13 protein-coding genes are annotated in these 15,473 nt (G+C 37.2%); 9 read left to right on the top strand and 4 right to left on the bottom strand.

Going from position 1 to position 15,473, the window contains the following annotated elements; all coding sequences use genetic code 11:
* Positions 1-116 precede the first annotated feature (116 nt).
* Genes LC814_RS03190 through LC814_RS03180 form a run of 3 tightly spaced genes read left to right on the top strand, consistent with a single transcriptional unit; the run spans position 117 to position 5,932 of the window.
* Positions 117-2,612, top strand: a complete 2,496-nt coding sequence (locus tag LC814_RS03190; protein ID WP_226064914.1) for a heavy metal translocating P-type ATPase — start codon at positions 117-119, stop codon at positions 2,610-2,612.
* A 10-nt stretch (positions 2,613-2,622) separates the two neighbouring features.
* A complete protein-coding gene (locus tag LC814_RS03185; RefSeq protein WP_226064913.1) occupies positions 2,623-3,105 on the top strand; it encodes a DUF305 domain-containing protein in 483 nt (160 codons plus the stop codon).
* Positions 3,095-5,932 carry a multicopper oxidase domain-containing protein gene (locus tag LC814_RS03180; RefSeq protein ID WP_226064912.1) on the top strand — a complete coding sequence of 946 codons (2,838 nt, stop codon included), beginning with the start codon at positions 3,095-3,097 and terminating at the stop codon, positions 5,930-5,932. The genes LC814_RS03185 and LC814_RS03180 overlap by 11 nt, the downstream gene beginning before the upstream one ends.
* 52 nt (positions 5,933-5,984) lie before the next feature.
* Here the strand turns inward: LC814_RS03180 and LC814_RS03175 are convergent, their stop codons facing one another.
* Positions 5,985-6,959 carry a phosphatidylserine decarboxylase gene (locus LC814_RS03175; protein ID WP_226064911.1) on the bottom strand — a complete coding sequence of 325 codons (975 nt, stop codon included), beginning with the start codon at positions 6,957-6,959 and terminating at the stop codon, positions 5,985-5,987.
* A 675-nt stretch (positions 6,960-7,634) separates the two neighbouring features.
* Between LC814_RS03175 and LC814_RS03170 the strand changes: the two genes are divergently transcribed.
* From LC814_RS03170 to LC814_RS03160, 3 genes are read left to right on the top strand one after another with little or no spacing between them, the layout of a single operon-like run.
* Positions 7,635-8,168 (top strand): YceI family protein, encoded by a 534-nt coding sequence (locus tag LC814_RS03170; protein ID WP_226064910.1) that lies wholly within the window; start codon positions 7,635-7,637, stop codon positions 8,166-8,168.
* 30 nt (positions 8,169-8,198) lie between these two features.
* Positions 8,199-9,524 carry a hypothetical protein gene (locus tag LC814_RS03165; protein WP_226064909.1) on the top strand — a complete coding sequence of 442 codons (1,326 nt, stop codon included), beginning with the start codon at positions 8,199-8,201 and terminating at the stop codon, positions 9,522-9,524.
* A 58-nt stretch (positions 9,525-9,582) separates the two neighbouring features.
* Positions 9,583-10,092 (top strand): YceI family protein, encoded by a 510-nt coding sequence (locus tag LC814_RS03160; protein ID WP_226064908.1) that lies wholly within the window; start codon positions 9,583-9,585, stop codon positions 10,090-10,092.
* Positions 10,093-10,164: 72 nt separating this feature from the next.
* Here the strand turns inward: LC814_RS03160 and LC814_RS03155 are convergent, their stop codons facing one another.
* The 3 genes from LC814_RS03155 to queG all read right to left on the bottom strand — a co-directional run bounded on the left by LC814_RS03155 (position 10,165) and on the right by queG (position 13,102).
* Positions 10,165-11,271, bottom strand: coding sequence for a transporter substrate-binding domain-containing protein (locus tag LC814_RS03155; protein ID WP_226064907.1), 1,107 nt, complete (start codon positions 11,269-11,271; stop codon positions 10,165-10,167).
* 97 nt (positions 11,272-11,368) lie between these two features.
* A complete protein-coding gene (locus tag LC814_RS03150; RefSeq protein ID WP_226064906.1) occupies positions 11,369-12,046 on the bottom strand; it encodes a TIGR02117 family protein in 678 nt (225 codons plus the stop codon).
* Between the two features lie 96 nt (positions 12,047-12,142).
* Entirely contained in the window at positions 12,143-13,102 is a 960-nt protein-coding gene (gene queG / locus LC814_RS03145; RefSeq protein ID WP_226064905.1) for a tRNA epoxyqueuosine(34) reductase QueG, read from the bottom strand.
* 71 nt (positions 13,103-13,173) lie between these two features.
* On the opposite strand from queG, the gene LC814_RS03140 reads away from it, so the two are divergent.
* The 3 genes from LC814_RS03140 to LC814_RS03130 all read left to right on the top strand — a co-directional run bounded on the left by LC814_RS03140 (position 13,174) and on the right by LC814_RS03130 (position 15,411).
* Complete coding sequence (locus LC814_RS03140) at positions 13,174-13,461, top strand: rhodanese-like domain-containing protein (protein WP_226064904.1); 288 nt, start codon at positions 13,174-13,176, stop codon at positions 13,459-13,461.
* A gap of 228 nt (positions 13,462-13,689) precedes the next feature.
* Complete coding sequence (locus LC814_RS03135) at positions 13,690-14,253, top strand: hypothetical protein (protein WP_226064903.1); 564 nt, start codon at positions 13,690-13,692, stop codon at positions 14,251-14,253.
* Between the two features lie 108 nt (positions 14,254-14,361).
* Positions 14,362-15,411, top strand: coding sequence for a glucokinase (locus tag LC814_RS03130; protein ID WP_226064902.1), 1,050 nt, complete (start codon positions 14,362-14,364; stop codon positions 15,409-15,411).
* Positions 15,412-15,473 lie beyond the last annotated feature (62 nt).

The following is a 15,473-nucleotide window of genomic DNA, read 5'->3' as shown; positions in this document are numbered from 1 at the left end:
TTGTAATTACATGCACTTACTCTAAGACCAATAATCAAGAGCTTTTAAAGATTTAATTGTTGGTCAAAGCGGTTTTAAAGAATCAATTCACCACCAATCAATTTAAACATAATATAATGAAACACATCTATCACATCCATGGAATGACTTGCGGCGGCTGTAGGAGTTACGTAGAAGAAATACTTTCCGAGGTAGAAGGCGTTTCAAAAGTTAATGTTGATTTAGAGAATTCAGAAGCGACGATCGAAATGGAATTTCATATTCCGCTCGAGAAATTGCAGGAAGCTCTAAAAATAGATGGTAATAAATATTCCATCCATCATCCTGGTGAACATCAGCATATCGAACCGAAAGAAGAAAAACCAAAAGTAAAAGGCAACGGCACTTTCTACTGTCCGATGCATTGCGAAGGTGAGAAAACCTACGATAAAGCAGGCGATTGTCCGGTTTGCGGAATGGATCTGGTTGAAGAACAGAATACGAACGCAGTAACGTCAGAGCAGTGGACTTGCCCGATGCATCCGGAAATTATCAGAGATGAACCGGGCGAATGTCCTATTTGTGGGATGGATCTGGTGCCGATGGAACCTGATATTTCTGCCGAAGAAAAGACCTATAAAAAATTACTCAGCAAATTATGGATCGCTGGTATTTTTACGCTACCCATTTTTATAATGGCCATGAGCGAAATGATTCCCAACAATCCGCTCTATAATTTGATGGAACAAAAATATTGGAACTGGGTGCAATTCGCTTTATCGATTCCAGTCGTTTTCTACGCAACCTGGATGTTTTTTGTACGTGCCTATAAAAGTATCAAAACCTGGAATCTTAATATGTTTACTTTGATTGGAATTGGGGCTGGAGCCGCTTTCCTTTTCAGTGTTTTTGGAATGTTTTTTCCAGATATTTTCCCGGAACAATTTAAATCTCATACGGGAGCAGTTCATGTTTATTTTGAAGCAGCTACTGTGATTTTGACTTTAGTTTTATTGGGACAAGTTTTGGAAGCCAGAGCGCACAGCAAAACAAATTCTGCCGTTAAAGAATTATTAAAACTCGCACCCAACCGAGCCATTAGAGTCAAAGACGGAGTTGAAGAAGAAGTAACGATTGAACAAATCGTGCTAGGTGATATCCTGCGTGTAAAACCAGGTGAAAAAGTTCCGGTAGATGGTGCCATTACAGAAGGTGAAACTTCTGTGGATGAATCGATGATCACGGGGGAACCAATTCCGGTAACCAAAACAATAGATGATAAAGTAAGCAGTGGAACCATCAATGGGAATCAATCCTTTTTAATGAAAGCAGAGAAAGTGGGATCAGATACCTTGCTTTCTCAAATTGTTGAAATGGTAAACAGCGCAAGTCGTAGTCGTGCACCAATCCAGAAATTAGCAGATACGGTCTCAGGTTATTTTGTGCCGATCGTCGTACTTGTTTCAATTATTACGTTCATCGTTTGGGCAGTTTTTGGACCACAACCGGTTTATGTTTATGCATTCGTCAATGCAATTGCGGTTCTCATTATCGCTTGTCCATGTGCTTTAGGCTTAGCCACCCCAATGTCTGTGATGGTCGGTGTTGGGAAAGGTGCTCAAAACGGGGTGCTAATTAAGAACGCCGAAGCGTTAGAAAAAATGGATAAAGTGGATACTTTGATCATCGATAAAACCGGAACGATAACGGAAGGAAAACCAACCGTGGAAAAAATAGGAGTTTTCGGAGATCAATTTACAGAAAAAGAAGTTTTGCAGTTCATCGTTTCTTTAAATAAGATGAGCGAGCATCCACTGGCAGATGCCACCGCTAAGTATGGAAAAGAGCAAAATATAGAAATTATAAATGCTGAAAATTTCAGTGCAGTTACGGGAAAAGGTGTCGAAGGAAAAGTCAACGGCAAGAAAGTGGATTTGGGTAATGCCAAGATGATGGAATATGCCAAGGCTGAAATCACCACTGAAATAGAAACTGAAGCCCAGAACTTTCAGAAGCAAGGAAAAACGGTTTCTTACTTATCTGTGGATGGAAAAGTTGCCGGCTACGTAGTGATCGGTGACAAAATAAAACCGACCAGTGCAAAGGCAATTAAAGAATTAATGGAAAAAGGCATTGATGTCATCATGCTCACCGGAGACAATCACGATACTGCACAGGCGGTTGCTAAAGAACTTAATCTTGTTCATTTTAAAGCCGGAATGCTGCCAGAAAACAAACTTCAGGAAGTTGAAAAACTTCAGAAAAGCGGAAAGATCGTAGCAATGGCGGGAGATGGAATTAATGATGCACCTGCTTTAGCCAAAAGCGATGTCGGAATCGCCATGGGAACCGGAACAGATGTCGCGATAGAAAGCGCAATGATTACGTTGGTACAAGGTGATTTACATGGAATTGTAAAAGCAAGAAACTTAAGTGATGCCGTGATGAAGAATATCAAGCAAAATTTATTTTTCGCTTTAGGTTATAATATTTTAGGAATTCCAATTGCAGCTGGCGTTTTGTTTCCAGTCTTCGGAATCCTATTATCACCGATGATTGCAGCCTTGGCGATGAGTTTTAGCTCCGTGTCGGTAATCGGTAATTCATTACGTCTAAAAAACATTAAAATTTAAAAATAAACTTATGAAAAATTCAATGGACGACTCAAAAAGTAACGTGTACACCACTTTTGTATTAATGCTTGCAGCCTCATTTGTGGCGATGTACATTACCATGTATCTCAACACCTATGAACTGGATCATATTTATTTCAGCATGACCAGGTTTTATATGGCATGCCTCGGAATCTCAGCAATGGCTTTAATCATGTTCTTTTTTATGCGCAAAATGTATAAAAATAAGCAGAAAAACCTTGGAATAATAGTGGGAAGTATAGGCTTGTTTTTCGCTGCGCTAGGTTTAGTGCGGACTCAAAGTCCCATCGTTGGAGATATACTTTGGATGAAAGGAATGATTCCTCACCACTCAATCGCCATACTAACTAGTGAACGAGCAGATATTAAAGATCCCGAAGTTAAAAAGTTAGCAAACGATATCATCACGGCTCAGAAAAAGGAAATTGAAGAAATGAAAACAATGATTAAACGATTAGAGAATGAAAAATAAAGTATACCTATTGAAAGGATTTTTAGTCCTTACGTTTTTTTTAAGTGCAATATTTGTTCATTCTCAGAATATCCAAACCTATTACACGTGCCCTATGCACCAGGAAATACGTTCTGCAAAACCGGGCGATTGTCCTAAATGCGGAATGACATTGGTGAAAAAAACAATACCAATCGTAAAAAAAGATAAACCGGTAGTTAAGAATTTTCCGGTTGCGAAAAAAATTACAAAGGAGGCCTCAAAACCTGCAGTAAAACCTGCGCCGAAAAAAGCTCTTGCAGTTTCTCCTGCAATCCCAAAAATTGTTTCCAAAAAGGTGAAAGAATCTCCTAAAATGTCGACTGATAAAAAGATGATTGGAATGTACTCCTGCCCAATGCATCCGGAAGTGACCTCCGATAAACCGGGGATTTGTCCGAAATGTGGGATGGCATTAGAAAAGCATCAACCAGCAAAAGATTCTCATGCAGATCACGTGATGAAGGATTCGGCTTCTGAACGTGGATCTGTTTCCTTTGGTGGAAAAACGGTTCGTTATGATCTGTACGTAAAAGACACGCTGGTCAACTTTAGTGGAAAACCTGCCCGCGCAATTGCTACCAATGGCAAATTGCAGGCGCCAACTCTATATTTTAAAGAAGGCGACACGGCTGAAATTTATCTGCACAACCAGTTGAAAGAAAACACGGGTCTGCATTGGCACGGTGTGATTCTGCCGAATGAAATGGATGGCGTTCCGTATTTGACTACCAAAGAAGTGAAGCCAGGTGAAACGCATTTGTATAAATTTCGGATTTCTCAAAATGGCACTTACTGGTATCATTCTCATGAAGGAACGCAGGAACAGATTGGGATGAATGGGATTTTGGTTTTCCAGAAAAGAGATGGTCAGCCTGACAAACAATTCTCTGCGGATATTCCGGTTCTTTTAGGAGAATGGACGGATGAAAATCCAAAACAGATCATGCGTCGTTTGCACATGGATCAGGGCGATTATTGGTCTATAAAGAAAGGAACCGTTCAAAGTTACTCCGAAGCCATTGAAAAAGGACATTTCGGCACCAAACTTTTGAATGAATGGAAACGTATGGAAGCCATGGATGTGAGTGATGTTTATTACAATAATTTTCTAATTAATGGACAAATTTCTTCTAACTACAAAAACTTAAAAGCCGGAGATAAAGTTCATTTACGCGTTGCCAACGGAGGTTCGTCCTCCTATTTCTGGTTAAATTATGGCGGCGGAAAAATCACGGTTATCGGTAATGATGGTAATGAGGTAGAACCAGTAGAAGTTGACCGCTTAATCGTTGGCGTTTCTGAAACTTATGATATCGAGGTCACAATTCCCGCAAATAAAAGTTATGAATTTCGTGCAACATCGGAAGATCGACAAGGTCACGCTTCGCTCTATTTGGGTGATGGAGAAAAAGTAGGCGCTCCGAATCTGCCAAAATTGATGCTTTTCGAAGGCATGAAAATGATGAATGGCATGATGGAAATGAGTGGCGACATGAAACCAATGAACATGACTATGGGAAATCAGACCTTGGATATGAATGAAGTGATGTATCCGGAAATTCCTGAAAGCCAAAGAATGCAGACCATGAAACATATGAATGAAATGATGGGTTCGAAAGATAAATCTTCAGACATGGAAATGGATCACAGCAACACGGACCACGGAACAATGGATATGAAATCTGATAAGAAGATGGATTCCAAGGAAATGGATCACAGCAAGATGGACCACAGTAAAATGGACATGAAAGCTGATATAAACGCGGATCACAACATGGACAATATGGATACGCCACCTATGAAAACCATCAAGCGCCTGAATTATAATATGTTGAAATCTCCCTTTAAAACAATCTTACCAGATGACAATGTGAAAGAGTTAAATTTCACTTTAGAAGGAAATATGCGAAACTACCTTTGGACTTTAGATAACAAAACGGTAGCTGAAAGCGACAAGATCTTAATTAAAAAAGGTCAGGTCGTGCGTATTACCATGTACAATAATTCCATGATGCGCCACCCGATGCACCTTCACGGTCACGACTTCCGACTCATTAATTCAAAAGGTGAATATTCACCTTTAAAAAATGTAGTGGATATGGCACCGATGGAAACCAATACCATTGAGTTTGCTGCGAACCAAGATGGTGATTGGTTTTTCCACTGTCATATTTTGTACCACATGATGACCGGAATGGGACGCGTTTTCAGTTACGAAAATTCTGCTCCGAATCCGCAACTGCCAGATAAAGAAGTGTCGTATCGCAAATTTTTGAGTACCAACCGAATGATCAGCACAAAAGCGATGCTGGATGTTGCTTCCAACAAATTTCATTTTGAAAATATGAGCATGCTTGGGGCGAGATGGATGAACGTTAATGAATTACACTCAGACTACGATTTTACGCATTACGAAGGCAGTGTGAAAGTTGGGCGATTTCTCGGAAAATACCAGTGGGCAATGCCGTATGTAGGTTTCAGAAGTAATAAAACACATGACAGTTCAAATACCTGGTTCGGGCAAAACGTAATGCCAGCGAATCAAAACGTGGCTATTGCGGGAATCAGATATATTCTGCCCTTTTTAATTATGGCTGATGCGAATGTCGATCACAATGGAAAAGTCCGTTTGGAATTGGGTAGAGAAGGAATTCCGATCTCGCCTCGAATTCGTGGGAGTTTCGCCGTTAATTCTGATCAGGAATTTGATTTTGGATTGAGGTATGTTTTGCAGAAATGGGTTTCTATTTCCACCAACTATGACAGCGAATATGGTTTTGGAGCAGGACTTACATTTATGTATTAAACGTATAAATAGTATGTTAATTAATCCGTCTCATTTAAATTTGGGACGGATTTTACTTTTTCACCGCAATTTGTTCGCCCATTTTTATAGTCGTTTCCAGGCCTTTTGAAGTATTCATCAACAAGTCGTTATCAATTTTAATTTTATCTTTTTCAAATAAGAGAACCACAGTAGACCCACCAAATTTAAAATAACCTTTTTCTTGTCCTTTTTTGACATTCGTGCCTGTGTAGGTTTGAATCATACTTCCCACCATTGTTGCGCCGACTTCTTCCATCACAACATCGCCAAATACCGGACTTTTTATAACGCCGTATTCCCGTTTGTTGAGCCAAAAAATTTCGGCCTTTTCACGAAGTGCCAGCGGATTTACAGAATAATAATCGCCATCAATTTTAATATTGGAACTTGCTGTCATTCCGCTGACAGGAAAATGATACCGATGGTAATCGGGTGGTGCCAGCCGAAAAACGATCATCGCTCCATTTTCATATTTTTTTCCTAATTCTTTGTCATTTAAAAAAGATTGAACATTAAACTTAACACCTTTAATGTAAAAATCTGATTTATTTACATTTTCATACGCTAAAATTTTACCATCTGCTGGAGAAGCTACTGCCAAGGAATCTGCAACAATGGGTCTAGCTTCCGGTTTGAGTTTGCGAATAAAGAAATCATTAAAACTATTAAAACTCTGATCTTGTGCAATGTTAATATTTACGCCGTATTCTTTAATAAATGGCTGAATTTTATCTGCTGAGGAGGGCTTTTCCATCATGTTTCCATAAACAGAACTTACTATTTTTCGTTTTGCAATAGTCCATAAAGTGGCCTCACCGACAGGATTGTGATACAACCATTTCAGCCATTCTTCACCATACACTTTTTCAGTTTTAATTTGTCCGCTTTCTCTATCAACATATTTTATTGGAAGTTGTGCCGGAACCGGTAAAACAGCGAGGGCGAAAATAAGTGCGAAAATGAACCATATTAAGGCCCATTTTTTAGTTGGTTTATTAAATTTCATAGTATAAAATTGCGTGTAGCATGTTTTATTTTTTAAATACAAATCCTGATTAGACGCAAAAATATATAAAATTTCGTGAGCATCAAGATTCTGCCAATTAAATGAAATTCGAAAAACTTCCCCGATGGGATTTATTTTTACATAAAAGAAAGGGTAAAGTTCCCTGGTCTTATGATTTGACGTGGTTTCCAAATCTTCATAAAAAACATCAATGTTAAGTTGAAAACAAGAAGCTGTAAAGATGGTGCAGCAAGTTGGAAATTAATTTAGCTTTAAATGAAAAGTGCTTCTAAACAGGTAAGAACTTTTTTATCATATTCAAATAAGTTGAAGAATTTTATTCTCTAACTTTTTCAAAATAACTTACTTTTTTCACTAAAGAGGCTTTATTTTACTGACTTCTATCAGCTTTGCAGTAATCATCTGCCATCGCATTATTAACAATATTTAACATTAATCAAGTTTCTTTACAAAAAAAGAAAATTTTGCTCAATTTAAATGAATTATTTTCATTTTTATCTACTTTATCGATACATATTCGCATTAATCTTTAAAATTAAGATTTATATCATAAAAGATTTCCCTCTAATATTGTGGATTTGATAAATCGTTGATCTATCTTTGTATAAGAAAATCAAGGTATAATTAATCACGGAATTTTAAAAATAAGAAATAATGAAAAATTTAGTAAACTTCAGATCTCTCGTTTTAGCACTCACTCTTTTCTCAGGAGTAGTTGCCGCCCAAAAAATCAGCAGCAATAATGTTAAAACTGTCGTATCCGGTACATCAACTTTACATGACTGGAAAATGACTTCCACAACAGGAACTTTTTCTGGTAATGTTTCTGGAAACAGTATTAATGATGTTCATTATACTATGAATGGTAAAACATTAAAAAGTGGAAAAGGACCTATGGATACCAACGCTTATAAAGCACTTCAGGCCGATAAATATCCTGCAATAAGCTTTACCGCAACTTCTGTAAACATAGGAAAAGGAACAATGACCGGTAAACTTACGGTAACCAACGTTTCCAAAACAGTAAGTGTACCAGTAAATGTGACCAAAAACGGTAATACCTACACTATTTGGGGAACGGCTGCAATTAAAATGACTGATTACGGGGTAACACCTCCAGCATTTATGATGAACACCGTAAAAACTGGTAACGAGGTAACCATTACTGTAAACGCAGTAGCACAATAAATTAAATAGTAAAAAATTAAAATTAAGAATATGAAAACCATGTTAATTAGAGCTTCAATGCTCGCAGTACTAGTTTCCGGAATCTCCTTAGTGAGTGCACAAGAAGAATCATCTACAATGAGAGACTATCTTGCACCGGAAAAAGCGACACGCAACATTTTTGAAGATCCTAAAGTAGAAGCCCCGGCTTATGATGGCGTAAAAGTTTCCGTAGGAGGTGATTTCGCTTTACAGTTTCAAGCTTTAGATCACTCTACTGAGGCAACTTCCTTAGGTTTAAAAACAGGCACAACAACTCCAAATACATTGAGAGTGATGGGTTCGGATTTTAACCTTCCAACTGCTAACTTAGACATTAATGCTTATTTAGCGAAAGGGGTAAAAATGCACTTAAGAACCTATCTTTCTACACGTCACCATAACGAAGCTTGGGTGAAAGGTGGATATATTCAGGTTGATAACTTAGATTTTATACAAGAAGGTTTTGCATCTGAAATTATGAAATATGCCAGAGTTAAAGTTGGTATGGATGAAATTAACTATGGTGATGCTCACTTCAGAAGATCTGATAACGCGGAAGCAATCAACAACCCATTCGTAGGAAATTACATCATGGACAGTTTCTCTACAGAGGCATTTGGTGAAGCTTATGTGTTTTACAACAGTTTCATCGGTATGGCCGGTATTTCTAACGGTAAATTAAACCAAACTGCAGTGAAAGGAACAAATGATAACTCACCTTCAGTGTATGCAAAATTGGGTTATGACAAACAAATCAGTCCAGAATTAAGAGTGAGATTAACAGGATCTGTTATTCAAACAAACGGAATGAGTACTGGTGGATATCTTTACGGCTCAGATAGAGCGGGAGCTAGATATTATTACACGCTTTTAACTGAGAATGACGCAATGGGTCAAGAAAATTATGCAACAGGCAGATTCAACCCAGGTTTCAAGAAAAATAAAGCCATCCAAGTTAACCCATTCATCAAATATCAAGGTTTAGAATTCTTCGGAATTTATGAATATGTAACTGGTCTAAAAGGAGCAACTGCAACTACTAGAGGGAATTACACACAACTTGCAGCAGAATTACTTTACAGATTCGGTGGCAACGAACAGTTTTACTTCGGAGGTAGATATAATACAATAAGCGGTAAAGACAATGAAACTGCTTCTGAGAGAAAAATCGACCGATTCAACGTAGGTGGTGGCTGGAATATGACCAAAAACATACTTGCAAAAGTAGAGTACGTATCTCAGAAATATAACGACGACGCAGTATGGGGCGCAACAAGTGCACTAAGAGGCGGTAAATTTAATGGAGTAATGGTTGAAGCAACTATTGGTTTCTAATTTTTAATTATTCAAGGGAAAGGGGTTGCTTGGCAATCCCTTTTTCTATCTTCATATCATGAAAACAAAAATCATTTTTTTCACCTTTCTACTCACATCTCTCAGTGCTTTTGCACAGCAGAATGGATTGGAAATTAATGGTTGGACGAATATCAATACCTTTAAATGTACAGAGTCTCAATTTAAAAACTCACCCTCAGTGTACTCATTTAGCGGAATGAAGCTTCCAAATTTGATTTTTAAAATCATAAACTTTGATTGCGGGAACAGAATGATGACTGCAGATTTTCGGAAGACTTTACAATCTGATAAATTTCCAAACCTTACCATCAAGTTTTTAGAATTTAAGAAAACCTCTGCAACAAAATTTCAAGCTGTTGTAGAAGTTAAGATGATGACTGTTTCTCGTAACTATAACATCGATTTTACGTATTATAAAAACAGTTTGGTAGGAAATAAAAGATTGAAATTCTCCGACTTCCAGATCGTGCCTCCAAGAAGAATGGGAGGAATGGTTTACGTTAAAGATGAGTTAGATTTAGTTTTCAGTTTAAGCACGGATGATTAAATAGTTTTTTCATAATATCAGTTTTACAAAGCTCCCTTTCGAGGGAGTTTTTTTTAGGTAAAAACCTGATTTTTATTCATCCTTTCCCAAATAATCTTCTGTAATTTCAAGAATCTTTTGATCTTCTGCAAGTTCCAGTAATGTTCGGTTTACTTCGTACGTTAGTGGACTATCTTTTTGAAAAGCAAATCCGTAACCTTGTTTATAATATTCGGCTTTTGCTATTTTTAAATTTTCACTTTCGTGATTATTAATGTAATACATCAACTGCGGCCGATCGTAGACAATGGCTTCTACCTCCTTATTCTTCAGCATAATCATGGCTTCTTCAATTGTAGGTGCAGATTTAATGATGACTTTAAATTCCCGTAAAAATTCTACAGAAGGCGAACCCGCAATTGTGGCTACTTTTTTCCCCGAAAGCTGTTCCATATTCTGAATATCAACCGATTGAAAATTGGAAAAAGTTAAAATACTCGCAATTCCCGCAACCATCGATGTTGCTGAGATGATAGAAACAATCATCCACGTTCCGGCAATAATCCGTCCCGTTAAAGTAACAGGCGCTTTATCACCGTAACCTGTCGTACTCATTGTTACGATGGCGAGCCACATTCCAGTACCGATTCCTCTCGCAGGATCTGCGGGAAATTGCTCCGGGGAAGCTTTGCGCTCAGCGAGCCAAAGAAATGTTCCAACTATGGTCAGAATGATTAGAAAAATGCCAATAGCAAAAATAAGTTTCACACTGAAAATCAGTTTTAATACATTCCAGATGCTGAAAGATCCTTCTTTATAAGCGATGGCTAAACTTGACTGGTAATACGGTTGTGAAAACTTAAAATGTTCAAGCCGATCAGAATTAATGGTTACTGGTCCTACAATCACATCCATTTCCCCTTTTTTCAGCGCATCTAAAGCTTGATTTACAGAATTATAGCGGGTGTAATTGTAATCCCATTTGAGGTCATCAGTAATTTCCGTCCAAATGCTGGGCGATATTCCTTGTGGAGTAGCATTTCCCTCTTCGTTGATTACAAAAGGTGCAGTCCCAGCAATACCTACGCGAAGTGGTTTTACATCGGTATTATTAACCAGGTTTTGTCCATTTAATGTAGAATTACAGAAGACAAAAAATATACAAAAAAGTAGGAAATTAGTTAAGTTACGGATCATCATAAATAGTAAAAAATAGGCCTTAATGTACCAAAAATTAATTTTAAACCAAAATAATGAATGCCGATTTTTAAAAGTGATTTACTTTTTTGGTGAAATTTTAATCATAATGTTGAAAGATTCCGAAATCAGTCGCAGTCCAGAAAGCTGCTTTTTGACCTGCAGTCTTAAGCGCATTATTTGTCCACGTATTGCAAGTATTTAAGAAACTGTAGCTTCCTTGAGCGTCGTAAAATGCGTCATTTGCCGTGTATACAGCATCTGTTTTTATAAGCATCAGATTTCCTGCTTCATCTCTGTCAAATTTTTTCTGAATAAAATTGATGAGGTCTGCATATTGCTTTTCAGTGAGCATGATTCTTTTACAATCTTTCGATTCGGTCATTGTTTTATAAAAGGTACAATGCATCGCAGATTCTCCCAGCCAAAATGCCGCATTAATGGCCGTTGAAACCTTTAAATCTGCCCATTCTGGGGTATCGAGATAAAAGCCTTTATCTCCCCAACCAATAGATAGGTATTTGAAATCGGTACTTTTTGAAGTAGTATTGCTGAAGAGAATTTCCTTACTCCAATCAATTTGTTTTGATTTAATGGGAACTACAATATCGGTGTGCACGCCATTTGTTAAAATGAAAGTTTCTACTGTTTTGGGTTCGGAAACCTGTTGTGCCGGTGTTTCAAAATAGGGAAGAGCCAATACTAAAAGTACGTAAACTGCGATCAAGCCAATGAAAGCCCAGATTGTTTTTAAAATGACAAGGATGATTTTCTTCATTTTTCAAATGTAACTAAATTTATGATGCAATTTTGTGTGTAAGAATGTGGATTTTTTAGATGTCAAAAGATGAAATCTTGTTGAGCACAGAAAATTTTACTGTTCTTTATTTTGAATTGTATCTGTTTGATCTCTAATAAAATTAATATTTCTTTTCAAACCAGCAAATTTTGTACGTTTAACCGGGGATTTCCGAAACAGTTCTGAAAATAAATCCTGTGATAATTCTTGCCAATCTGATTTTTGAAAGTTCTCTAAAAGAGGATTTGGCTTAAATAAGTTTTGATGATGAGGTTTTGAAAATCGGTTCCAGGGGCAAACATCTTGGCAGATATCACACCCAAACATCCAGTCTTCCATTTTTCCTTTGAAACTTTCCGGGATTTCATTCTTCAATTCGATGGTGGCGTAGGAAATACATTTACTGCCATCAATGATACGGTCCGATACAATGGCGTCTGTGGGACAAGCTTCAATGCATTTTCTACAGCTTCCGCAATGATCGCTTGTAGGTTCATCTGAAGTAAGATCGAGATCACAGATGATTTCTGCCAAAAAATAAAACGATCCAGTTTGTTTGGTAATAAGGTTTGCATTTTTACCGACCCATCCTATTCCGGATTTTCTGGCCCAGCTACGTTCTAAAATCGGCGCAGAATCTGTAAATATCCGAAATTGAAAATCACCAATTTCGTCCTGAAGTTCCTGAACCATTTCCCGCAGGATCTCTTTGATAATTTCATGGTAATCTTGGCCATAAGCATATTTGGAAATTTTCAATTCGCCTAATTCCGCCAAATCCTTTTCTGGATAGTAATTGTAAGAAAGAGAAATAACTGACTTTGAACCTTCCACCAGTAATCGCGGATCCAGTCTTTTATCAAAATAATTTTCCATGTAAGCCATTTCACCCTGGAAATTATTCTTTAACCAACTTTCAAAAGGTTGAGCATCTTCTTCCAGAAAACCTGCAGGGGAAATGCCACAGTTCTGAAATCCAAATTTTTCAGCTTTGGCTTTTATTAAGTTTGCATATTTTTCGGCAGTATGTGACATGTGTTGTCTTGCAAAACTAACATTATTTTATAAATTTGCTATTCATTAATTATAACACCAAATTTAACAATATGTCAATAGAAGAAATTTTAAAAGCAGGAAATTACCATCTAATCGACGTTCGTGAACCTATGGAACTGGAAATGGATGGTGAAATTGAAGAAGCCGTAAATATTCCTTTAGGAGAAATTGAAAGCCGTAAAGAAGAGATAGAAAATCTCGAAGGTCCAAAAATCTTCTTTTGCAGAAGTGGGAACAGAAGTGGGAAAGCCGTAGAGTATTTCAAATCGCAGGGACTTTCGGATGTTTACAATGGCGGCGGTTATCAGGACATGAGCCGAAATCTGGAGAATAAATAATAGAATTTAAAACCGACAATTGTCGGTTTTTTTTATGACATCTGCCAAAATGAACGTTTAGAAATAGGGTATAAGTAAGAAATTTAAATGTTTGTTTAATTTTTTGTCGCATTTAAATATTTGATTATCAATGTATTGAAATATTATCTGTTATTTATCATCTACATAGCTCATTGCTTTGGCACGATTTTGACAAAGAAGTTCGAGTAAAACTTAAAATTTAACAATATGAATTCAATTAAAAAATCAATCCTTGCTTTAGGTGTAGTTACTGCAGGATTAATGAGTGCACAGAGTGCAAACATGAACAATATGATCAAAATCGGTGTAAATGGTGGTTTAGCTGTTCCCGCTGAAAACGCAGGTGGAAACTTAGGTTTAGACCTGGCTTACCAAAATTTAGTGACTCCAGGTTTTGGATTAGGAATCGCCACTGGTTACAGTCATTTTTTCGGAAAAGATAACAATGGTTTAAACAATAACGATTTTGGCGTAGTTCCAGTAGCTGCTCTAATTAGAGTTTATCCAAAACAAACTGGTTTTTACTTAGGAACTGATTTGGGTTACGGATTTATCGTAGGTGATGATATGGTTGCGTCTAATAATGCGACTGCTCGTCCAGATGGTGGTTTTTATATCAAACCAGAAATAGGATATCACAACCGCGACTGGAACGTAGCTTTACAGTACCAAAAAACGTTTACAGGAAACAAAGGTGAAATAGGAAGCCAAAAATACAATGCCGGCGCAGTTGGTGTTGGTTTAGGATACAATATTCCTTTAGGAAATTAATTTTTCACAGCTTAAATTCTAAAACCTTCTCTTTCTTAAGAGGAGGTTTTTTTTATTTATCTGCTATTTTTTGAAAACAATTATTATCTTTGGGTTAAACACTCTACAATGGAACCTAAAAATAAAATCAATCTTTTCTTACCTGGCCTACAATCTGACAGCAATAACAATGTTTCTTTGATCGCTGCCGATCTTCGGGAAAAGGTAACTATTCTCGGTCATTACAAATCGGAAAATCAAAAAGTAAATTTGCTTGCAGAGAAATCTTATGCGACAAAAGATTTCAATTCCTTTTCAGAAATTGCAAATCAATTTATTGCAGACCACGCTTTGGAAAATATCGATATGATTTCTGTGGCAGTTCCCGGACCTGTTATCGCAGGGAAAAGTCAGCCACAAAGACTAAAATGGATTTTAGATGAAGAAAAAATAAAACAAAAAACGAAGGTTGATAAAGTATATTTAGTGAATGACCTAGAAGCTTCTGCATATGGATTACAAAATGTAGAAGAAAGTGATTTTGTGAAAATTCACGATGGGGTTACGTTCACGCCCGGGAACGTCGTTCTATTAGCGCCTGGTGAAGGACTTGGCGAGGCTGCACTTTTCTGGGACGGACAAGGTTTGCGCCCTTTCGCGACAGAAGGTGGTCACTGTGAATTTTCGCCCAGAACCAATGACGAAGTTGAATTTTATTCCTTCCTACAAAAAATTTACGGAATTGTAAGTTGGGAATCGGTACTCTCCACCGGAGGATTATTTAATATTTACCGCTTTTTGCGAGACGTGAAGCAACAAAAGCAACCGGATTGGCTTACGAAAGAAATTGAAGCCGATAATTTTACGGAAGCCGTTATTCGTGGTGCAATAGAAAATAAAGACCGAATCTGTAAAATGACCATTGATACTTTTTTAATGTACATGGCTCGTGAAGCCAACAGTTTGGTTTTAAAAATGAAAGCGACGGGTGGACTTTATTTAACAGGTCACATTCCCGTCATGCTCGAGCAGTTTTTAACCAACAAAAAGTTTTATAAAAACTTTATCATCAGTGATAAGATGGAAAATATTTTAGCCGATATTCCAATCTACCTTGTAAAAGATGAGAAAACAATTTTAAATGGTGCGGCATTATACGCAGCATTTTATCAGGATTAAAATATTGTTTGATGATATTAAAGGAACTTCGCTTACGAGCGAAGTTTTTTTGTGATTACGCT

Source organism: Kaistella polysaccharea (genome assembly GCF_020410745.1).
Lineage (GTDB): Bacteria > Bacteroidota > Bacteroidia > Flavobacteriales > Weeksellaceae > Kaistella > Kaistella polysaccharea.
Note: the sequence above shows the minus strand (reverse complement) of the source record. Positions and strands in the feature narration are given on the sequence as shown.